This is a genomic window from Arenibaculum pallidiluteum, from assembly GCF_017355985.1.
GTDB classification, from domain to species: Bacteria; Pseudomonadota; Alphaproteobacteria; order Azospirillales; family Azospirillaceae; genus Arenibaculum; species Arenibaculum pallidiluteum.
This window is the reverse complement of sequence record NZ_JAFIQU010000008.1, coordinates 149487-169934: the sequence shown is the minus strand read 5'-3', so window position 1 is coordinate 169934 and position 20448 is coordinate 149487. Positions and strand designations below refer to the sequence as shown.

Here is a 20448-nt window from a genome sequence, read left to right as displayed (position 1 = left end):
TGCGCCGCGTGTGCTAGAGCAATCGCACCGAAGGGTCAAGGGGACTCACCCGCGGGGTGGCCCGGGCGGGGTGCCTCACGGGATCGGCGGGCTTTCCGAGGCCCGGTGGCGGCGGCGCCTGTTATCGTCTAGGATCCACCGCTCCCATACCCGAGGATACCGAAGACATGCTCCGCACCCGGCTCAACGAGGCCCTCAAGGAGGCCATGCGGGCCAAGAACCAGCGCGCGATCTCGACCGTGCGCCTGATCCTGGCGGCGCTGAAGGACCGCGACATCGCGGCGAGGACCCGGGGCGTGACCGACGGCATCGGCGAGGACGAGATCCTCCAGATGCTGCAGACCATGATCAAGCAGCGCCGCGAGGCGATCGCCCTCTACGAGCAGGGCGGCCGGCTGGAGCTGGCCGAGCAGGAGCGCGAGGAGATCGTCGTGATCGAGGGGTTCATGCCCCGCCAGCTCTCCGAGGCCGAGGCGCGTGCCGCGATCGCCGCCGCGATCCAGGAGACCGGCGCTGCCGGCATCAAGGACATGGGCAAGGTGATGGCCGAGCTGCGCGCGCGCTACGCGGGGCAGATGGATTTCGGCAAGGCCAGCGGCTGGGCGCGCGAGGCGCTCGGCTGACCGCGCGGCCCGGCCCCCTATGGCCTTCCCTCCGCAGTTCCTGGACGAGCTGCGGGCGCGGCTGACGCTTTCCGACATCGTCGGCAAGCGCCTGCGCCTGATCCGGGCCGGCCGCGAGTTCAAGGCGCCGTGCCCTTTCCACAACGAGAAGACGCCCAGCTTCTACGTCAACGACTCGAAGGGCTTCTTCCACTGCTTCGGGTGCGGTGCGCACGGCGACGTCGTGGGCTTCGTGATGCGCCACGACAATCTCGGCTTCGTCGAGGCGGTCGAGCTGCTGTCCGGGGAGGCCGGGCTCCAGGTCCCGCGGGCGAACCCCGAGGAGCTGCGCCGGATCGAGCGGCAGAGGAGCCTCTACGACCTGGTCGAGGCCGCCTGCCGGTTCTTCGAGGAGCGGCTGCGCCGGCCCGAGGGGCGGGTGGCGCTGGACTACCTGATGCGCCGCGGAGTCACCGAGGACGAGATCGTCCGCTTCCGCCTTGGCTACGCCCCTGCCGACAGGATGGTGCTGCGCTCGCACCTTCTGAAGACCGGCTTCACCGAGGACGACGCGGTCGAGGCGGGCGTGCTGCGCCGGCCGGATGGCGGCGGCGACGCCTACAGCTTCTTCCGCGACCGCGTGCTGTTCCCGGTCCAGGACCGGCGCGGGCGCGTCGTCGCCTTCGGCGGCCGCATCCTGGACGGTGACGGGCCGAAATACCTGAACTCCGCGGACAACCCGCTCTTCCACAAGGGCCGCCTGCTCTACAACATGAGCCGGGCGCGGGCCGCGGCCGGCGACGGCAAGCCGGTCATCGTGGCCGAGGGCTACATGGACGTGATCGCGCTCGTACGTGCCGGGTTCGAGGGCGCCGTGGCGCCGCTGGGCACGGCGCTGACCGAGACGCAGATCCTGGAGCTCTGGAAGCTGTCCCCGCCAGGACGCCGGGTCCCGATCCTGTGCTTCGACGGCGACGCCGCCGGCCGGCGCGCGGCGTTCCGGGCGGTGGAGCGGGTGCTGCCACATCTGGTGCCGGACCAGACCGTCCGTGTCGCATTCCTGCCGGAGGGGCAGGATCCCGACGACCTGGTGCGGACGGCCGGAGCTCCGGCCATGCAGGAGGTCCTCGACCGGGCGCGGCCGCTTTCGGACGTCCTCTGGGACATGGAGGCGCAGAGCCGCGCGCTCGACACCCCCGAGGACCGCGCCGGCTTCGAGGCCGCGCTCGAGGAGCGCGTTCGGCTGATCGCGGACAGGACGGTCCAGGCCCATTACCGCAACGAGATCCGCCAACGCCTGCGCGAGGCCTTCCAGGCACGCCGCTCCCCGTCTGGCGGTGGTGGCGCCGGTGCCGGTGGCGAGGGCAGGGCGGGCTCGTTCAGGTCGGGACCGGCGCCGCTGGCCGTGAGCGCGCCCGACGCCCGGAGCAGCGTCAGCTACGCCGAGTTCAAGCCGCGCCCCTTCCGCGGCCGGCCGGTCAGCCTGCTGCCCCAGCCGCGCGAGGTGCGGGTGACGCGCCGCGCGATGCCGGCCCTGAAGGAGAACCGCGAGCGCGTCCTGCTGGCGCTGCTGCTGAACCACCCCTCGCTCTTCGACGAGGTGGCCGAGCAGGCCGTCTTCGCCTCCTCCTCAGAGGGCCGATATCAAGGGATCTGGCGCGCGGTGGTAAGTGCGCTGACCCATGATTCCCTGCTTGACGCGCAGTCGCTTTATAGCCATTTGTGCGACCTGGGCTTTTCCGGAAGTTTGGAAGAATTGCTCGGCGCAGGGTTGTTTGACCACCCACGGTTCGCCGGCCCGCAGGCAACGCCCGAGGAGGCGCGCCGGTGCTGGGATCACGTTTGGGCATGGGCGCTCAGGGAGCATTTGGAGGCCGAACTCGAGGAGGCCAGGAACGCGCTGGCTCGCGATCTCAGCGAGGCGAACGTCCTTCGCCTTCAGGGGGTCAAGGGCGAGTTGGAGGGTCTGAAGACCGGGTCGTCCGATCCGGACTTCGACGGCCGGTAAGAGCCGGGTGAAAGAGAGAGCGCGAAGCTTGGCAGAAAGGCCGGTCGTTGACGGTTGGGAGCGAGGCGGGTCGCGGAAGACGCGAAGCCCGTCCTGTTGCGTTCGAGTTTCCTGAGCGGGGGCAGTTGCCGTATGGCCACCAAGACGACGACCAGCACGGACGTTTCGGAGAACCGGGAAGAGTCCGTGGACGGCCCGCTGATGGACGGGATGGTCCAGTCGATCAAGAAAATGATCGCGCGTGGCAAGGAGCGGGGCTACGTCACCTATGACGAGCTGAACGCCGCGCTCCCTCCGGACCAGTCGTCCTCCGAGCAGATCGAGGACACCATGGCGATGCTGAGCGAGCTCGGCATCAACATCGTGGAGGCCGAAGAGGCCGAGGACGCCCAGGCGGCGGCCGAGGCTGACGGCGAGGGCGGCCGCGCCGTCGGCAACCTGGACGACGACGACATCGGCCGGACCGACGACCCCGTGCGCATGTATCTGCGCGAGATGGGCTCGGTCGAGCTGCTGTCCCGCGAGGGCGAGATCGCGATCGCCAAGCGGATCGAAGCCGGCCGCGAGATGATGATCGGCGGCATCTGCGAGTCCCCCCTGACCGTCCGCGCGATCATGGAGTGGCACGACGCCCTGAACGAAGGGAAGATGCTGCTTCGCGACATTATCGATCTGGACGCGACCTATGGCGGCGGTCCCGAGGGCGGCGAGATGCCCGAGGGAACCGAGGCCGCCGCCCCGGCCGCGGATGGCGCCGCCCCCGAGGAGGGCGCCGAGCCCGAAATGCCCGAGGGCGAGGAGGAGGGCGAAGGCGACGACGAGGCCAATGCCCTGTCGCTCTCGGCCATGGAGGCGGCGCTCAAGCCCCAGGTGCTGGAGACCTTCGAGAAGATCGCGGCGACCTACGACAAGCTGCACCGGATCCAGGAGGAACGGCTCCAGGCGATCCAGCGCGGCGAGGACCTGCCCAAGGGCCAGGACAAGAAGTACGACAAGCTCCGCCACGAGCTCGTCGAGCTCGTGAACAAGGTGCGCCTGAACAACGCCCGTATCGAGCAGCTCGTCGAGCAGCTCTACGGCATGAACCGCCGCCTGCTCGGGCTCGAGGGCAAGCTGCTGCGCCTGGCCACCGAAGCCAAGGTGAAGCGCGAGGACTTCCTGCACCACTATTTCGGCAACGAGCTCGATCCGGCTTGGGTGGACCGCGTGCGCGGCCTGTCCGGCAAGGCCTGGCAGCGCTTCGTCGAGAAGAGCCTGGACGACGCCGTGGCCCTGCGCGAGCAGGTGGCCATGGTCTCGCGCGAGTTCGGCCTGCCCGTCGCCGAGTTCCGGCGAATCGTCTCGACCGTCCAAAAGGGCGAGAAGGAGGCGAGCCGCGCCAAGAAGGAGATGGTCGAGGCGAACCTGCGCCTCGTGATCTCGATCGCGAAGAAGTACACGAACCGCGGCCTGCAGTTCCTGGACCTGATCCAGGAGGGCAACATCGGCCTGATGAAGGCCGTGGACAAGTTCGAGTACCGCCGCGGCTACAAGTTCTCGACCTACGCCACCTGGTGGATCCGGCAGGCGATCACCCGGTCCATCGCGGACCAGGCGCGGACGATCCGCATCCCGGTCCACATGATCGAGACCATCAACAAGCTGGTGCGCACCAGCCGCCAGATGCTCCACGAGATCGGCCGCGAGCCGACGCCGGAGGAGCTGGCGGAACGGCTGATGATGCCGTTGGAGAAGGTTCGCAAGGTCCTGAAGATCGCAAAGGAGCCGATCAGCCTCGAGACGCCCATCGGCGACGAGGAGGACTCCCATCTCGGCGACTTCATCGAGGACAAGAACGCGGTTCTGCCGCTGGACGCCGCGATCCAGGCGAACCTGCGCGAGACCACGACCCGCGTCCTCGCAAGCCTGACGCCCCGCGAGGAGCGCGTGCTGCGCATGCGATTCGGCATCGGCATGAATACCGACCACACCCTGGAGGAGGTCGGCCAGCAGTTCTCGGTGACGCGCGAGCGCATCCGGCAGATCGAGGCGAAGGCCCTGCGAAAGCTCAAGCACCCGAGCCGTTCGCGCAAGCTGCGCTCCTTCCTGGACACCTGATCTCCGGTCCGGGCGGGCCTCGTTCGGCCCGCCCGCCCAGTTCCGCGGCGGTGTTGACGCCATGCGCCGCGGACGCCACAGTGCGCCACGCCGCGACGGGCGTGGGCCTGTAGTTCAGCGGTTAGAACGCGCCGCTCATAACGGTGTTGTCGTCGGTTCGAATCCGGCCGGGCCCACCACTCCGCCGACGCATCCGCCACTTGCAAGGGCAACCCATAACTTGCCCGGGAAGCACGACCCGGGGCGGGGTGCTTGTCGCTTCCCGAAGCGGGACGGGCGCTCGAGGGCTTGCTGCGGACGAACAGGTCGCGGGTCCAGCCTCAGGCTATGCGCTTCACCGTGTCAGCAAGCTTTTCGGGCATGAAGGGCTTTGCGATGAAGGCGTAGGGCCGGACCGCAGCCATTTCCTTCATCAGCCAGCCGTCGATGTGCCCGCTGACGAAGATCGAGCGGATGCCCCAGCGTACGTAGCCGTACGAAGCGACGTCGATGCCGCTGCCGATGCCGTCGAGCTCCACGTCCACGAGCAAGGCGTCCGGTCGAAGCGCCTCGATCATGCCGTAGGCAAGGGTCGCCGAACCGGCGGTCCCCACCACCTCGTGTCCGAGATCCTCGAGCATCTGGCGGAGCACCTCCGCCACGACCTCATCGTCCTCAACAACCAGAAAACGCATTTCACACCGTCGCGGCCACGGGTCGCGAGCTTCATTCATTGGTTCAAAAGGAACCGGGCTCAGGCATCTCGGCGGCCGGCGCATGCAAAGGGATGGGGGTGGCGCCGGACGGCTAAGGCAGTCGGTTCGGGCTGGTGCCCCCGGCTTCCTCCAGGCACTGCAGGATCGCGAGGTGCAACTGGTCCGGCAGGATCGGCTTGAGGGCCAGGTCCATGCCGCGCGCGGCGATTTCGGAGCGCGCCTCGGGACTGCTCTCGCCGGTCAGGATGATTCCGGGCACGCGCCGGCCGAGGCGCTCCCGCACCCGCTCGACGGCCTCCAGCCCCTTCACATTTCCCCGAAGCCGGTAATCCGAGACCACGACGTTCGGGATGCGTCCCGACCGCTCGAGGACATCGAGCGCCTCCTCGGTCGATGCGGCGGACAGCACCGCGTATCCGAACTCCTCCAGCATCGCCTCGACTGCGAGGAGGACGATCGCATCGTCGTCGATCGCCAGGACGAGACGTCCCTTTCCATCCTTCTCCTGGGGGGCGACGGCAGGGGCGGGGGGCGAGGCGGCGGAGGTTCCGAGCGGCACCAGGACCGAGAAGGTCGAGCCTTGTCCCGGTTCCGAGCGGACCTGGATCTCATGGCCGAGCAGGCGCGAGAGCCTTCGCACGATGGCCAGGCCGAGCCCGAGACCCAGCGTCCGATCGCGCTCGGGATTGCCGACCTGATGGAACTCCTCCCAGATGCGCTCGAGCTGGTCGGCCGGGATGCCGACGCCGGTATCCCTCACCTCGACGCGGATGCCGTCCCCGGTCGGCTGGCATTTGAGGCTGACCCGCCCCTCCGGCGTGTAGCGGATCGCGTTCTCGACAAGGTTCCGGACCATGCGCCCCAGCAACGTGCGGTCCGTTCGGACCACGACCCCGCAGGGCGTCTCGACGTCGATCACAAGTCCCTTGACCTCGGCGACCGGACCATACGCCGCTGCAATCTCGTCGAGCACGGGCCCCAGCGCCACATCCGCGATCTCCGGTTCGACGGCGCCCGCATCCAGCCGGGAAATGTCCATCAGGCTGTCGAGAAGGTCCTTGAGGGTGTCGAGCCCCTGCTGGAGCAGGGCCAGATGCCGGCGCCCGTCCTCGTCGACATGCCGGGCAAGGACGCCCGACATGAGCAGGACCGACTGGATGGGCTGGCGCAGGTCATGACTGGCTGCGGCAAGGAATTTCGACTTCGCGAGGTTGGCCTTCTCCGCCTCGTCCTTGGCGGCCGCGAGCTGCTGCTCGGCGGCCTTCCGGTCGGTGATGTCGCGGCCTACGGCCTGGATCTCGGAAAGATCCCCGCGTTCGTCGACGATCGCGTACCCGTCCCAGGCGTACCAGCGCGGCCCGGCGACGGACAGCACCGTGTTCTCCACAATCGCGCGATGGCCCGGAGACGTAAGCGTGCTCCGGATCGCCTGCTCCGTCGCCGAAACGGTTTCATGCCCGATGAACTCGTCCCACGGGGCTCCGATCAGGTCTTCCCGGGAGCGGCCGAGCACCTGGCAGGTCGTGTCGTTGACGAAGGTGAACCGCCCGGCTGCGTCGAACCGGAGCACCATGTCGGTCTGGGACTCCACGAGACCTCGGTAGCGCTCCTTGCTGTTCCGCAGCGCCTCCTGTGCGGCCCGCTCCGGCGAAACGTCGATGATCGTGATGACGCCGCCCTGGACCGTGCCGTTGGCACCGCGGACGGGCGCCGCGTCCACACGCACCCACGCCGTTGATCCGTCGCCCCGGCGATAGAGCAGCTCCTGCCCATTGACGGGTTCGCCGCGAAGTGCCCGCGCCATCGGAAGCTCGTGCGGCTCGAGGCGGCGCCCGTCCGGGAGGAGAATCGGCCAGTCCTGGTAGGCCGCCACATTCGGCGACGGCAGCACCGGATGTCCTAAGATCCGCTCCACCCAGGCATTGCCCATGACGATGCGTCCGCTCGGTGCCTCGGCCAGGATCACGCCGACGGGCATTGTCTCGAGGATCGCCGACAGACGGGCGCGCTCGGCCTCGATCTGCGCCAGGAGTTCCTCGCGCTCCCGCTCGGACGCCTTGCGCGCGCTCACGTCGCGCATGATGCCGGTGAAGAACGTCTCGCCACCAGCGGACCAGGACGCGACCGAAAGCTCAAGCGGGAAGACTGAGGCGTCTTTGCGACGCCCCTCAACCTCGCGCCCGACGCCGATAATCCTTCGTTCCCCCGTTGCGAGGTGGTGGGCCAGGTAGCCGTCGTGGGCCGTTCGATGCGGCTGCGGCATGAGCAGGCTGATGTTGCGGCCGACGATCTCCTCCGCCGCGTAGCCGAAGATCCGCTCGGCGGCCTTGTTGAAGAACAGCACCGTGCCGCGGGAGTCGATCACCGCCATGGCGTCGACTGCGGTGTCGACGACGGAGCGGTAACGGGCCTCGGCGCCCTCAGCGGTGGTCGTGGCCTTCACGAACTGCCTGCTTGCATCGGCGAGGGTCCGCCAAAGGCGATCGAGCTCGGCTACGGGAATCATGTCCGGGGGGAGACGGGCACCCCGGAGGCCAGGGCCGATCCAGCGGCCTCGAGCGCCACCAGTGGCCGGGAGATGCGGCGCGCGGCAACGGCCGCGAACATGAACGAGGCGATCAGGAGGACCGCACCGAGCCCCGCAGCGGTCGCAAGCGTGTGGGCGAACCTCTCTTCGATCTCGCCGCGTGGTGCACCGATGAACAAGGTCCAACCGGACATCCGCGATGCCTGGAAGGCAGCCACCACTTCCTGTCCATCGAGGGCCGCTCCCCGTGCCAGCCCCGTGTCGTCGCTCTCCCGCGCAGCGACGAGCCAATCCGGCCCCGGCCTGCCGAGGAACGCGTCCGGATCCCGGTTTCGCGCAAGCACCCGGCCTTTGCCATCCAGCGCGACCGATATGCCTGCCGAATGCCTGTGGATCTCGGCGAGCATCGCGCTCCAGGAATCCGGGGCGATCATGGCAGTGAGCGTGTACCGGGGGCGGCCGTCACGGAGGACCGGGACCGTTATGGGGATCATGGGCCTTCCCGCGACGGCCCCCACGACCAAATCTGAGACGACGGGCTGCCTGGTCTCGCGCACCCGTTCTATGGCTTCGAGGTGGGCTGCCCGCGGAAGGACCGTGCCCGGCGCACGGGCCGTGTGGACCAGGATCTGCCCCATCTCGCCTTCCAGCGCGATGTTTGCCCAGTGCGAACGCTTCCCGAGAATAAGCCGTGCGCGGTCGTGGAAGGCGACGAGATCGCCCCGGTCGATCTCGGGCGAGGTCGCCAGCATCTCCAGCGCGGAGATGTTGGCTGCGATCTCGCGATCGACGGCCAGCGCGAGCGCCTCCGCCGTGCCCTGCGGGCCGTGCGTCACCGCCTTGCGCTGCTCGGCTACCAACCAGGAGGTGAGCACCGCGCCGAGGGCGATCATCGGAACCAGGGCCGCCAGGACCAGGACCAGCAGATGCCCCCGGAGGGTCAGTCGCGGGAAGCCAAGCTGCATCTGGTGAAAGTCCTGTCGAATACGGATGGCCCGCCCGCCTGTCGCCCGCCGCGGTGCCTCTGCTGCTTCAATTTCGAAGCTTTGGCGGCTCAGCAACATGGCCGCGCATGGTTAATGATTCATCACTGAACGAATTGGGAAAAGGAGGGGGGCGAGCGGCGATATCGCCCAAGGCCGAGGCTGGCGAAGAAGGCCCTTCGTTGGGCAACGGAAACACATCGTTCGTGGACCACCGGCCGGCACCACGGCCTAGTCCAGGATGCCGAAGACTCTCCCGAACAGCAGCAGGAGCACCATGGCGGCAGTCAGAATGAGCAGCACCGCGTCATTGCTCATTGTTTTGCGTCCCGATGGCACGGGAAACCGGCGGTGCCTATGCGCGGCCGAACTGCCCACCGGTGCGCGATGCTGCCTTCGATCAGTTGTGGAAGGCTGCGTCTGAACCGTCTTATCGAAGGCGCCGACGGAATACACATTCGTGCATTGGCGTCAGGGACTGCCAAAGTTCCCTCATCCCGTGAACATGCGCACCGGGGAAAAACAATCCTGAGTCTCTATCTCCCCAATTTGCAACCGAGGTATGTCGGAAGCATCATGCTTAATGATGAGTCGAGGTCCGCGCAAGAAACTCTCCCGATCAGCGCCGGGTGCCGTTCCCCAGCAGCCAGTCCTGGAGCTCAGCGATCTCCGCCTGCTGCTCCTTCACGACCTTCTCGGCCATCTCGCGGAGCCGGCGGTCCTTTCCGTCGCTGAGATAAGCCTGCGCCATGTCGATGGCGCCCTGGTGATGGGCCGCCATCATGCGGGCGAAGTCGTGGTCGGGATCGCCGGTCAGGCCCTGGGTCATGTCCCGGTTCATTCTCTCCATGGCCTGCATCATCTCGCGTGAGGAGGCGCCGCCGGCCATGCCATGGCCTGGCATCGTGCCGTGGGGCTGCTGCGCGAAGACGGGGCCGGCGAGCACGGCCAGGAGGGTTGCCGCGGCGAGGCATCCGAGGTGCATGCTGTGATCCCTGGATCCGGATGGAGGATCCCGGAACAACAGGGCGGGGCGGCGGTCCTTCCGCCTGCGCCGTTAAAGTCGGGTTCGCCGGGACCGCTCAGGCCTTCATGAGGCGCAGGCGGAAACCGAAGGTCGTGCCGCGGCCGGGCTCGCTCTCGACCTCAAGCCGGCTGCCGTAGAGCCCGAGCAGCCGCTGGCAGATCGCAAGGCCAAGGCCCGCGCCGCCATGCTCCAACCCGGTTTCGTAGCTCTCCTGGGTGAAGGCCTCGAAGATCCTGTGCAGCCGTTCCGCGGCAATGCCGATCCCGGTGTCCGAGACCCGGAAATCCAGCAGGACCGAATCGCAGAGATCGGCCGCGAGCCACGCCTCGGCCCGGACGGAGCCCACGCGCGTGAACTTCACGGCATTGCCGAGCAGGTTGCCAAGGACCTGGCCGAGCTTCACGGGATCCCCTATCAGCCGATCCGGGATCGCAGGGTCCGTCTCGGCCGTCAAAGAGAGTCCCTTTTCCTCGGCTCGTGGGCGCAGCAGGTCGCAGCTCCGCGCGACCAGCTCGCGCAGGTCGAACTCCCGCTCCTCGGGGACGAGGCCGCCGGCCTCGATGCGGCCGGCCCGGAGAACGTTGTCCGAGAGGTCGAGCAGCGTGCGCGCCGCCTGCTGAACGAAGCGGAGGAACTCCTGCTGCTCGTCCGAAAGGTCGGTGTCGGCGAGCAGCGCCGCTCCGCCCAGGATGCCGTTAAGGGCGCTGCGGATGTCGTGCCCGACCATGTGGACGAGCTCGGCCTTGGATTCGGCTGAGCGCTCGGCCCGGGCCCGGGCGCGCAGCAGGTCGCGCTCGAACTGGCGGCGCTCGGTCGCGTCCAGGATCGTGAAGCGGAAAAGGACCGGCGCGCCGTCGGCGTCCAGCTTGGCCGCCCCGGTCAGGAGCACGGGGATCCTCCGCCCCTCCGGCTCCAGCAGGTCGAGCGCGACCTCGTGCATCTGGCCCTGCATCCGGAGCATCGGGAACAGGTGCTTGTCCCAGAAGACCCGGCCCGCGATGCTCAGGAGCTCCTGGATCCGGATCCGTTGCAGGACCTGGTCCCGCCGGCGCCCGGTCCAGGCGAGCAGCGTGTCGTTGGCCGCGACGATGGTGCCGTCCGGACGCGTCGAGAGGAGGCCGCAGGGGGCCTCATCGTAGAACTCGAGGATGTTCTCGACCGTGGTTTCCGGCAGGCGCGTCTCAGCCATGGCGGATGCCGAGATAGGTCCGGATGGCCGCGATGGTGTCTTCGGGTGCGCTCAGCTGCGGGCAGTGCCCGGAGGCCGACAGCGTGACGAGCCGGCTGTCCCGCATCGCGCGGTGCATGTAGGCTCCGACCGTCTCGGGTGCGATCACGTCCTGGGCGCACTGCAGGATCAGCGACGGCGTCCTGACCTGGGGGAGGTCCTCGCGGTTGTCGGACAGGAAGGTGACCCGCGCGAAGCTCCGCGCCACCTCGGGGTCGGTCCGGCAGAAGCTCGCCTCCAGCTCGGCCGTCAGATCCGGCCGCTCCGGGTTTCCCATGACCAGCGGCGCCAGGGCGGCGGGCCAGCCGAGGCGGTTGTTCTCGAAGAGCTCGAGCAGCTCGTCAATGTCCTCGGGTTCGAAGCCGCCGGCATAGCCCTCGGCGTTCAGGTAGCAGGGCGAGGGTGTCACCAGCACCAGGCGGGAGAACCGGGTCGGCTCGCGGATCGCAGCCAGAAGGCCGATCATTGCGCTAACGGAATGACCGATGAAGACCGCATCCTTCAACGACAGGGCCGCGCAGATGGCCAGAAGGTCGTCGGCATAGCCCTGCAGCGTCCGGTGCCGGACGGGATCGAACGCCTCGGCCGGTGCGCCCCCGCAGCCGGGCCAGTCGAACAGGGCGAGCCGGTGCGTCGCCGAGAAGGCAGGGGCGACCAGCCGCCAGATGTTCTGGTCGCAGCCGAAGCCATGGGCGAAGACCAGGGTTTCGGCACCGCTCCCGGCGACGGTCACGTTGTGGCGCAGCAAGGGATCCCGCAGGGCGGCGGGGCTGGCGGCGGGCGATGCCCGCTCGTCCTGCTCGCGGCCCGGTCCACGTGAGCCGATCATGGCAAGCCCGCGTCTCGATCTTGGCCGAACATCCGCACTCCTCCCATGCCGTTCGCAGTGCACCGCGATTGCACCCAAAGGATGATCTTTGGATTATATACCGAAGGCGGAGGATTGCATGCCTTCGAAGCTCGGTCCCCACAAATGAGCGGACCGGTCGCTATGGTGCCGGCGCCAGATTACACCCGAAGAGCTTCTTTGCCGTAGCGTCCCCTGGCAGCTGGACCATTCTCTCGAACTCCATGCCGAGCGTCTGGAGCAGGCGGATCGAGCGCTCGTTCCCCGGCGCCGCGATCGCGACGATGCGCGTCACGCCCAGCCGGGTATCGGCGTAGTCCAGCGTGGCGGCCGCGGCCTCGCGGGCGTAGCCGCGGCCGTGATGGCGCGCGAGGAAGGCGAAGCCGAGTTCGACCTCGTCCAGGTCGTCGCGGCGGAGCAGGCCGCAGACCCCGATCGGCTCGCCTGCCTGCCGGAGCGCCGTCAGGTAGAGGCCGAATCCGAACCGGGCATAGAGGGCGGCCGGGCCCGTCGCGATGTATCGGCGGGCGTCGTCCAGCGTCCGGACGCCGCGGTCGCCGATGAAGGCGAGCCAGGACGGATCGCTGAGGAGTTCCAGGATGAAGTGTGCGTCGTCCTCCACCATGCGGCGCAGGACCAGCCGCCGCGTCTCGATCACGGGATCCGCTGTGCTGTCCTTCAGGGGCGCACTCCTTCAGACCCGCAGGTGCTCGACGCGAAAGCCGAAGCGGTCGCGCAGGGCCTCGGCGACGCGACGGCGATGGCAGATGCAGGGATCCGCCTCGAAGCACAGCAGCGCCGCCGGCCGGACGGCTGCGATCTCCGCGGCCTCGCGCAGGGCGAATTCCGCAGCCGGCTCCTGCATGCGCTCCTCGACGATGCGCCAGAAGGTCTCCCAGTCGCGCCGCCGGTTGGCAAGCCGGCCCTCCTTGGGTGTGCCGAGGGGCTTCAGGTGCACATAGTCGATGCCGGCTGCGGCCAGCGACGCGCGCAGGGTCCCCTTCGAAAAGCCGGCCCTGCGCGACAGCGGCAGGTCGCGCACGTCCACCACCACGGCCACGCCGGCCTCCCGCAGCGTTGCCAGGAAGCGGTCGAAGCCGCTGGCCTCGTAGCCGATCGTGAAGACGACCGGACCGCTCTGCGCACCGACTGCGCCCGGGGATTCGCTCATCGCAGCAGGCCCCCGACCGGCGCTGGCGGCGGCGCCGTCAGCAGCGCCAGACCCAGCAGCAGCATCAGCGTCCAGCCCAGGAAGGAGAGCAGGGCTCCGGCCAGCGCCGCGCGGCGGCCGCCCGCGGCGGCCAGCGCGCCACGGCGCAGTCCGGCCGCCAGCACGGCAAGGGCCGACACGGTCACGGCCGTGCCCAGCCCCATCGCAAGCGCAGCGGCGATGCCCGCGGGATAGATGCCGAGCGCCCGGGAAAAGACCAGCGCCAGGATCGCGCCGGAGCATGGGCGAAGGCCCACGGCCAGGATCGCCGCGGCGGCCCCGCGCCAGGATCCCTCCGCCGCCTGGGGCGGCGGCATGTGGGAATGGCCGCAGCCGCAGTCCGGCCCGTGGGCATGCCCGTGGTGATGGTCGTGGTGATGGCCGTGCTCGTGTCCCGCGGCGGCGCTGGATGCTGCCGCAAGCCGCACGCGCAGCGCCGCGCGCACCGCCATGACGGCTCCGAAGGCCGCGATGGCGGCGAAGCTCGCGCGCTCCAGCCAGAGCGCGGCCGCCTCGGCCCCGCGGGCCGTAGTCTCGAATACGAACAGCGCCCCGGTGACGAGAGCGATGGCCGTCAGCGCCTGCACCATCGAGGCCGCGAAGGCCAGTGCCACGGCGCGCCGCAGGAGGCGCGTCTCCGCGAGCGCGTAGGCGGAGACGACGGCCTTTCCGTGCCCGGGGCCCGCGGCGTGCAGCACGCCGTAGAGGAAGCCCGCCAGCGCCAGCGGCCCCGCGCCCGCCCATCCCGTCTGCTGCACCGCGCGGAGCGCTGCGGTCAGCGATTGCTGCAGCGTGCGCTGGCCTGCGACGATCGCCGCGGAGAAGGGGGGATCCACGGCCGGCATCAGCAGGAGCGCCATGGCAATCACCGCCACGGGCAGGGCCACGGCGAAGCCGGTGCGCAGTGCTCTCATCGGGAAGACCCGCAATCGACGGCGATCCAGCGGGCAAAGCGGGCCCCGATGCTGGCATCCACGTCGTCCTCGGGGCCGATGTCGAGCTGTCGCGCCGTGGCGTCGGGGACGTAGCGCGGCCCGCCGCCAGCCGCCGGGTCGGGTCCTGGCACGGCCCGGCAGTCCGGCGGCGCCGCGCCGGCGGTTGCGAAGCCGTCGCGCTCCAGCGGCGTGACGTCGATGTAGAAGGTGGGGTCGAAGCTGGAGAAGGTGACGCGCGTCCCGCGCGGATCGACGGGCTCGGCCAGCGGGAGCGTGAAGCGCATTTCGATCCGACCCTGTTCCAGGCGCGAGGCGTGCGCCCCGGCGGGGCCCAGCGGGATGCGACGGCCATCGCTCTTGAGATAGGTGAAATAGCTCCACTCCGCGAGCTGCGCCAAGTTCTCGGCCGCCAGCGGCGCCAGCTCCTCGGGGTCGATGCGGCCGTCGCCGTTCGTGTCCAGCCCGTCCGAGGCGTAGGCGCTGTACATCTCGTCGAACAGCCAGAGCATCTCGATCGCCGCAATCCGCTGCGCATTGTCGAAGCGCAGCGTGGCGCCATACACGACATAGGCGTGGGGATGGGCTGACGCGACGTCCGGTGCGGCAAGCAGGATGCCGGCCGTCGCGGCGGCGCGGATGGACAAGCTGTGCCGGCCCTGCGGCATAGGTGACACCCCGGTCGTCTGCCAGATTCCTCGGTCGCGGGTCATAGATCCCCTCGGCCGCGGGCAGTCTATCCCACCCCCTCGGAGCGGGGGAAGGGCGCGGAAATCCTCGGAAAACGGGGGAGGTCGATCTCGACCTGGGCAGCCCGGCCACCCGTCATAGCTCCGGCCTTTGCGCCCGTGCCGGGTGCCTAGCCGGAAAAATCGGTTAAGATATTCCTAACGGAGTATTGGCCAGCTCGCCGCCGACGGGGTAAACATAGTGCAACGCTAACTAATTTGAAGCCGAAGCCGCCCATGCAGCCCGTGACCGTCGCCCTGATCGACCCGAACAAGCTGTTTCGCGAAGGCCTGAAGGCCCTTCTGCGAGGCGGCGATTTCCAAATTGAAGGCGAGGCCGCTTCGATCGACGAGGCGCTGGCCCCGCTTTCCGCCAATCCGCCGCAGCTGATCCTGGTCGATCCGGCCAGCATGGGCGACGTGTCGGATTCCATCGGCCGCCTGCGGGCGATGCTGGCGCAGACGCGGATCGTCGTGTTGACGACCGTGCTCGAGCCGCAGAACCTCGCCGCCGCGATCCAGGCGGGCGCCGACGGCTTCCTGATGAAGGACGTCTCGCCGGACGCGTTGCAGCAGTCGCTGCGCCTGGTGATGCTCGGCGAGAAGGTGTTCCCGACCCATCTCGCGGCGCTGCTTGTCAGCGGCCGGGTGCAGGGCGGCGAGCTGGCGGTGCCGGCCTCGCGCAAGGGCCTCTCCCCCCGCGAGGTGGAGATCCTGCGCTGCCTCGTGAACGGCGACAGCAACAAGATGATCGCCAACCGGCTGGGCATCACCGAGGCGACCGTGAAGGTCCACCTCAAGAGCCTGCTGCGCAAGATCAGCGCGTCCAACCGCACTCAGGCCGCCATCTGGGCGCTGAACAACGGCCTGGCCGAGGAGAACGCGGCCCTCGTCGCCGCCGGCTGAGGCCGGACGGCTTCGGCAGAAAAGCAAAGGGCCGCGCGGTCTCAGCCGCGCGGCCCTTTGCCTTTTGCGGGGATCGGCCGCCCAGCGGCGGGCCGCTACCGGGCCTTAGCCCTCCTCGGCCTCGTCCTCGGCCTTCAGGAGGGCCTTCCAGGCATCGGCCTCGGAGGAGGTGACGCCGCCCAGCGTCTGCAGCGCCTGGCGCAGCCGCTCGCGGCAGATGTCGCGCCCCAGCAACGCCATGGAATCGAAGAGCGGCGTCGATCCCGGGCTGCCCGTGATCGCGATGTAGAAGGCACGGACGGCATCCCGGAACTTGGCGCCGATCCGGTCGCCGGTGTCGCGGAGGACACGCTCGATGGCGGGCAGCTCCCACGCGGGCAGCGCATCGAACTGCCACATGGCGAGCTGGTAGGCTTGGCGCTGCTGGAGCTCGGAGAGCTTGTTGTCGCGCAGGCGCTCGACCGGCAGGTTCAACGTCCCGCTGAAGAAGAAGGACACCAGAGGTCCGAGATCGCTCAGCCGCTCGATCCGCGTCTGCGCCAGCGCCGTGATCGGCAGCAGGTAGTCGCGGTTCAGGGCCCATGCCTCGACCCGTCCGAGCAGGGCCGCGGGATCCATGGTCTCGCGGATGTAGCGCCCGTTCAGCCAGTTCAGCTTCGCGACGTCGAAGACCGGACCGCCTAGCGAGATGTTGTCGAGCTCGAACTGGCTGACGAGCTGGTCGAGGGTCGCCATTTCCTCGCCCTCGGCCGAAGACATGCCGAACAGGCCAAGGAAGTTCAGCATCGCCTCGGGCAGGTAGCCCATGCGCTTGTAGAACAGGATGCTGGTCGGGTTCTTGCGCTTGCTGAGCTTGCTTCGGTCGGCGTTGCGCAGCAGCGGCAGGTGCCCGAGCGCCGGCATCTCCCAGCCGAAATACTCGTAGAGCAGCTTGTGCTTCGGTGCCGAGGAGATCCATTCCTCGCCGCGCATCACGTGGGTGATGCCCATCAGGTGGTCGTCGACCACATTGGCGAGGTGGTAGGTCGGCATGCCGTCGGACTTCAGCAGCACCTGCATGTCTACGGTCGCCCATTCGATCTCGATGGGCCCGCGCCGCAGGTCGTCGATCACGCAGACACCCTCGGAGGGAACCTTCATGCGCACGACGAAGGGCTTGCCGGAGGCGCGCTCGGCCGCCTCCTCCTCAGCCGACAGGTGCAGGCAGTGGCCGTCGTAGCGCGGCCGCTCGCCGCGGCGGCGCTGCTCGGCGCGCATCTGCTCGAGCCGCTCGGCCGTGCAGTAACAGCGGAAGGCGTGCCCGCCGGCGATCAGCCTGTCCACGTGCTCGCGGTAGATCTCGGTGCGCTCGCTCTGCCGGTAGGGGCCGTGCGGGCCGCCCACGTCGGGCCCTTCGTCCCAGGACAGGCCGAGCCAGCGCAGTGCCTCGAGGATCACCTTCTCCGACGCGGCCGAGCTGCGCTGCTGGTCGGTGTCCTCGATCCGCAGCAGGAACTCGCCCCCGTGCTTCTTGGCGAAGCAGTAGTTCATCAGGGCGACATAGGCCGTGCCTACGTGCGGGTCGCCGGTCGGGGAGGGCGCGACGCGCGTGCGGACTTTCATGGATCGGCGTTCCTGTGGCGGGCCGTGGGGCGGCCGTGAAGGCCGGCGGCACGTTATTCGGTGCGATGGCCTTAATCAAGCGCGCCCCCCAGGCGCTGCAGGGCCGCTGCCCGGCGGCGCTACGTCCGGGGAGGGGCGCCCCTGGCTCAGCCGCGGCTGACCGGCAGGCGCGTCGCCGTGGCGCCATGGCGATAGATCACGCTGGAGATGGCGCCGTCGCGGCAGGCCAGGGTGATCGCGTCCGGCAGCCGTCCCCCGGCGAGGCGTGGCGGCAGCGTCAGGACGCCGTCGCGCAGCCGCGCCTCGCCTTCCGCCGCCAGGGCGGGATCGAAGCGCACGAGCACGGGCGGTCCGGCGCCGGGGACCGAGATGGGGCCCAGCAGCAGCGGCACCTGGGCGGGCCCGGACAGCAGCTCGGGCGGCAGCGAGAGGGTATCGCCGCCCGAGATCCCGCAGGGCGTCGCGGCCAGAAGAGTCGGCGGGTCCGTCTCGGCCCGGCCGGTCATGTACCCCGCGAGGCAGGCGACACCCAGCGCCGCCAGCCCGGCGAGCACCGCTCCCCGACCCGGCGTCAGCGACGTGCTGCCATCGGGGGTCATGGCTGCGGCAGGCTTGCCTTCTCGATACGGCGCCAGGGGGCCGCGATCTCGGCGGCAATGCTCTGGATCTGGAGGTCCGTGGTCCGCGCCGCCAGGACGTAGCTCAGGCTCTGGTCGCTCCAGTAGCCGAGCTTCACCCCATGGTGCTCGACGACCACGGGGGCGGTGTTGCCCTCGTAGCTGTGTGGCCAGATCGAGAGCGTCATGCGGTGGCCTGTGCGGTCCTCGTAGACGAGATGGGCCAAGGGGCCCTCGCGGGTGCCCAGCAGCCGCCCGCCGACGAGGTCGATCCCGATGGCGTCCAGCGTGGGGACGGGCACGGGCTCGCCGAGCCGGTCCGAGAACCAGGCTGCCATCTCCGCGCGCCGGCCGCCTTCCATCTCGACGGCATGGTCCTTCAGCTCGGCGAAGACCTCGTGCGCGCCGGCCGCCTCGGTCACGAAGCTGGGCAGCGGGTCGCTTGCCTGCTCGTAGGCCAAATGGGCCATCCATCCTGCGCCCATTACCAGCAGCACCGCGGCGGCCCTGGCCAGCACGGCGGGACGGCGCGCGGCGCGGCGGTGGACCAGCCGGCGGGCGAGCTCCGTCACCAGGGCATCGGTCTCGGCCGGCGCGGGGCCGGGATCCATGGCCGATGCCGCCTCGCGCAGGAGCGTCCGGTCCGCCATCTGGCCGGAGACCTCGGCGCGGGCATCGTCATCGACGGCGAGCAGCGCTTCGACACGGGCCGCCTCCTTGGGGGAGAGCCGCCCGTCCACATAGGCCTGCAGCTCCGCCTCGTTCACGGCGTTCATGGCGCGCGTCCTCCGACCAGGCGCAGCCGGGGCAGCCGGGCGCCCTCCATGACGCGCCGCAGCGCTTCGCGCCCGCGCGCCAGACGGGACATGAAGGTGCCCAGCGGCACGCCCATGACCCGGGCCGCGTCGGCATAGCGCATATCCTCCACCGCGACCATCAGGATCGCCTGGCGCTGCGCCTCGGGCAGGGTTTCCAGCGCCTCGAGAGCCTGCCGCGCCTCCACCCGCAGGGCCTGGGAGGCCTCGGCCACGGCGTTCGGCAGCCCCGGCCGGGCCGCCTCGCGCACCTGGCGCTTGCGCAGCGCGCTCAGATGAAGGTTGTGCATGATCTTGAAGAGCCAGGCGCGCAGGTCCGTTCCAGGCTCCCAGCCGTCGGCCGCGGCGATCGCCCGCATCAGCGTCTCCTGGACCAGATCCTCGGCCTCGTCGCGGTTGCGCGTCAGCACCAGCGCGAAGCGCCGCAGGCTTGCGGTGTGGTCGTGAAGAAGATCGACCGTCGATCGCTCGTCCATGGCTGTCCTGGTCTCCGTCCCCACACCAACGCACCAGCGCTGAATTTAGTCCCAATCGTCGGCGCGCCAAAGGGGGTTGCCCCGGCGCGCCGCGTTCCGACCCTCCACCCGGTCCGGAACGCGGCGCTCCGACAGGTGGAGAGGGCGGGGCACCTGCCGGCACCCCGTCCCGGCGCAACGCCGGAACCGGGGCCCGTCTGCAGGCACGGGGAGATCGGAACCCGTGCCTGCGGACAGTTCGAGAACGCCGAGGCGCGCACTTTCATCCGCCCGGAAATCAGACGGATGAAAGGCGGGGGGCACGCGTTGTCGGCATCAAGGTGAAGTCCGAGCCCGCCTCGCCGCGGGAGGGCGACTGGAACACAACCCGCCGTCGGCGGGCGATGAGGATGAAGGAAGGGGAAGCATGGCTCTTTGGGCGAACAGGCCGGCTGCGGCCGGCGCACGGGTCGACCAGGACGTCTTCGACGCCGGTCTGCGGGCGCACATGCTGCGCATCTACAACTACATGGCGGTCGGCCTGGGACTGACCGGACTCGTGTCGTTCCTGGTGGCGAACAGCCCGCTCGGCGCGGCGATCTTCGGCAGTCCGCTGCGCTGGCTTGCCATGCTGGCCCCGCTCGGGTTCGTCTTCTTCATGTCGTTCAAGGCGGACAGCATCAGCTTCGCGCGGCTGCAGGGGCTGTTCTGGGCCTTCTGCGCCGTCATGGGCGTGTCCATGGCCTCGATCTTCATGGTCTTCGCGGGCGCCGACATCGCGCGGGCCTTCTTCTCGGCGGCGTCGGTCTTCGCGGCGGCGAGCCTATGGGGCTACTCGACCCGCAAGAGCCTCGACGGCATCGGCAGCTTCATGTTCGTCGGCCTGATCGGCATCGTCGTGGCGAGCCTGATCAACATCTTCGTCGGCTCGACGGCGCTGCAGTTCGCGATCTCGATCGCGGCGGTGGTGATCTTCACTGGCCTGACCGCCTGGGACACCCAGCGCCTGAAGGAGCAGTACGCCGAGAACTACGGCTACGAGGCCGCGGGCAAGCTCGCCGTGATGGGCGCGCTGTCGCTGTACCTGAACTTCATCAACCTGTTCCAGTCCATGCTCATGCTCTTCGGCATGAGCCGCGACGAGTGACGGACCGGCCGCAGCAATAGGC

Annotated in this window: 19 protein-coding genes and 1 tRNA gene; 6 read left to right on the top strand and 14 right to left on the bottom strand. The window is 69.3% G+C overall.

Annotated elements, in window-relative coordinates:
* Positions 1–167: 167 nt before the first annotated feature.
* The 4 genes from JUB13_RS17760 to JUB13_RS17745 all read left to right on the top strand — a co-directional run bounded on the left by JUB13_RS17760 (position 168) and on the right by JUB13_RS17745 (position 4886).
* Positions 168–623, top strand: coding sequence for a GatB/YqeY domain-containing protein (locus JUB13_RS17760; RefSeq protein WP_207481342.1), 456 nt, complete (start codon positions 168–170; stop codon positions 621–623).
* Between the two features lie 19 nt (positions 624–642).
* Entirely contained in the window at positions 643–2610 is a 1968-nt protein-coding gene (gene dnaG / locus JUB13_RS17755; protein ID WP_207481340.1) for a DNA primase, read from the top strand.
* Between the two features lie 132 nt (positions 2611–2742).
* A complete protein-coding gene (gene rpoD, locus JUB13_RS17750; RefSeq protein ID WP_207481338.1) occupies positions 2743–4707 on the top strand; it encodes an RNA polymerase sigma factor RpoD in 1965 nt (654 codons plus the stop codon).
* Between the two features lie 103 nt (positions 4708–4810).
* A tRNA-Ile gene (locus JUB13_RS17745) sits at positions 4811–4886 on the top strand.
* 141 nt (positions 4887–5027) lie between these two features.
* Here the strand turns inward: JUB13_RS17745 and JUB13_RS17740 are convergent.
* The 10 genes from JUB13_RS17740 to JUB13_RS17695 form a co-directional block, all read right to left on the bottom strand.
* Positions 5028–5381, bottom strand: coding sequence for a response regulator (locus JUB13_RS17740; RefSeq protein ID WP_207481336.1), 354 nt, complete (start codon positions 5379–5381; stop codon positions 5028–5030).
* Positions 5382–5493: 112 nt separating this feature from the next.
* The gene (locus tag JUB13_RS17735; RefSeq protein WP_328702957.1) at positions 5494–7845 is read right to left on the bottom strand and encodes a PAS domain S-box protein; all 2352 of its coding nucleotides are present in this window, start codon (positions 7843–7845) and stop codon (positions 5494–5496) included.
* A 59-nt stretch (positions 7846–7904) separates the two neighbouring features.
* Positions 7905–8993, bottom strand: coding sequence for a cache domain-containing protein (locus JUB13_RS17730; RefSeq protein WP_207481332.1), 1089 nt, complete (start codon positions 8991–8993; stop codon positions 7905–7907).
* A gap of 538 nt (positions 8994–9531) precedes the next feature.
* A complete protein-coding gene (gene copM / locus JUB13_RS17725) occupies positions 9532–9897 on the bottom strand; it encodes a CopM family metallochaperone (RefSeq protein WP_207481330.1) in 366 nt (121 codons plus the stop codon).
* 97 nt (positions 9898–9994) lie between these two features.
* Positions 9995–11128, bottom strand: a complete 1134-nt coding sequence (locus tag JUB13_RS17720) for a sensor histidine kinase (RefSeq protein WP_207481328.1) — start codon at positions 11126–11128, stop codon at positions 9995–9997.
* Positions 11121–11996, bottom strand: a complete 876-nt coding sequence (locus JUB13_RS17715) for an alpha/beta fold hydrolase (RefSeq protein WP_236025028.1) — start codon at positions 11994–11996, stop codon at positions 11121–11123. Before JUB13_RS17715 ends, JUB13_RS17720 begins: the two co-directional genes overlap by 8 nt.
* A 160-nt stretch (positions 11997–12156) precedes the next feature.
* Entirely contained in the window at positions 12157–12672 is a 516-nt protein-coding gene (locus tag JUB13_RS17710) for a GNAT family N-acetyltransferase (protein WP_207481326.1), read from the bottom strand.
* Between the two features lie 36 nt (positions 12673–12708).
* The gene (locus JUB13_RS17705) at positions 12709–13185 is read right to left on the bottom strand and encodes a DUF488 domain-containing protein (RefSeq protein ID WP_207481324.1); all 477 of its coding nucleotides are present in this window, start codon (positions 13183–13185) and stop codon (positions 12709–12711) included.
* The gene (locus JUB13_RS17700) at positions 13182–14138 is read right to left on the bottom strand and encodes a nickel/cobalt transporter (RefSeq protein WP_207481322.1); all 957 of its coding nucleotides are present in this window, start codon (positions 14136–14138) and stop codon (positions 13182–13184) included. Before JUB13_RS17700 ends, JUB13_RS17705 begins: the two co-directional genes overlap by 4 nt.
* Entirely contained in the window at positions 14135–14803 is a 669-nt protein-coding gene (locus JUB13_RS17695) for a DUF1007 family protein (RefSeq protein WP_207481320.1), read from the bottom strand. The genes JUB13_RS17700 and JUB13_RS17695 overlap by 4 nt, the downstream gene beginning before the upstream one ends.
* 318 nt (positions 14804–15121) lie before the next feature.
* Between JUB13_RS17695 and JUB13_RS17690 the strand changes: the two genes are divergently transcribed.
* A complete protein-coding gene (locus tag JUB13_RS17690; protein ID WP_207481318.1) occupies positions 15122–15790 on the top strand; it encodes a LuxR C-terminal-related transcriptional regulator in 669 nt (222 codons plus the stop codon).
* A gap of 105 nt (positions 15791–15895) precedes the next feature.
* On the opposite strand, the gene gltX is transcribed toward JUB13_RS17690, so the two are convergent.
* The 4 genes from gltX to JUB13_RS17670 all read right to left on the bottom strand — a co-directional run bounded on the left by gltX (position 15896) and on the right by JUB13_RS17670 (position 19300).
* Positions 15896–17392: a glutamate--tRNA ligase gene (gene gltX, locus JUB13_RS17685; RefSeq protein ID WP_207481316.1), complete on the bottom strand. Its 1497-nt coding sequence runs from the start codon at positions 17390–17392 to the stop codon at positions 15896–15898.
* 146 nt (positions 17393–17538) lie between these two features.
* Positions 17539–17991 carry a hypothetical protein gene (locus JUB13_RS17680; RefSeq protein ID WP_207481315.1) on the bottom strand — a complete coding sequence of 151 codons (453 nt, stop codon included), beginning with the start codon at positions 17989–17991 and terminating at the stop codon, positions 17539–17541.
* On the bottom strand, positions 17988–18785 hold the full coding sequence (locus tag JUB13_RS17675; protein WP_207481314.1) for an anti-sigma factor family protein: 798 nt from the start codon (positions 18783–18785) through the stop codon (positions 17988–17990). Before JUB13_RS17675 ends, JUB13_RS17680 begins: the two co-directional genes overlap by 4 nt.
* Positions 18782–19300, bottom strand: a complete 519-nt coding sequence (locus JUB13_RS17670; protein ID WP_207481313.1) for a sigma-70 family RNA polymerase sigma factor — start codon at positions 19298–19300, stop codon at positions 18782–18784. The genes JUB13_RS17675 and JUB13_RS17670 overlap by 4 nt, the downstream gene beginning before the upstream one ends.
* Before the next feature lie 406 nt (positions 19301–19706).
* On the opposite strand from JUB13_RS17670, the gene JUB13_RS17665 reads away from it, so the two are divergent.
* Complete coding sequence (locus JUB13_RS17665; RefSeq protein WP_207481312.1) at positions 19707–20426, top strand: Bax inhibitor-1/YccA family protein; 720 nt, start codon at positions 19707–19709, stop codon at positions 20424–20426.
* Positions 20427–20448 lie beyond the last annotated feature (22 nt).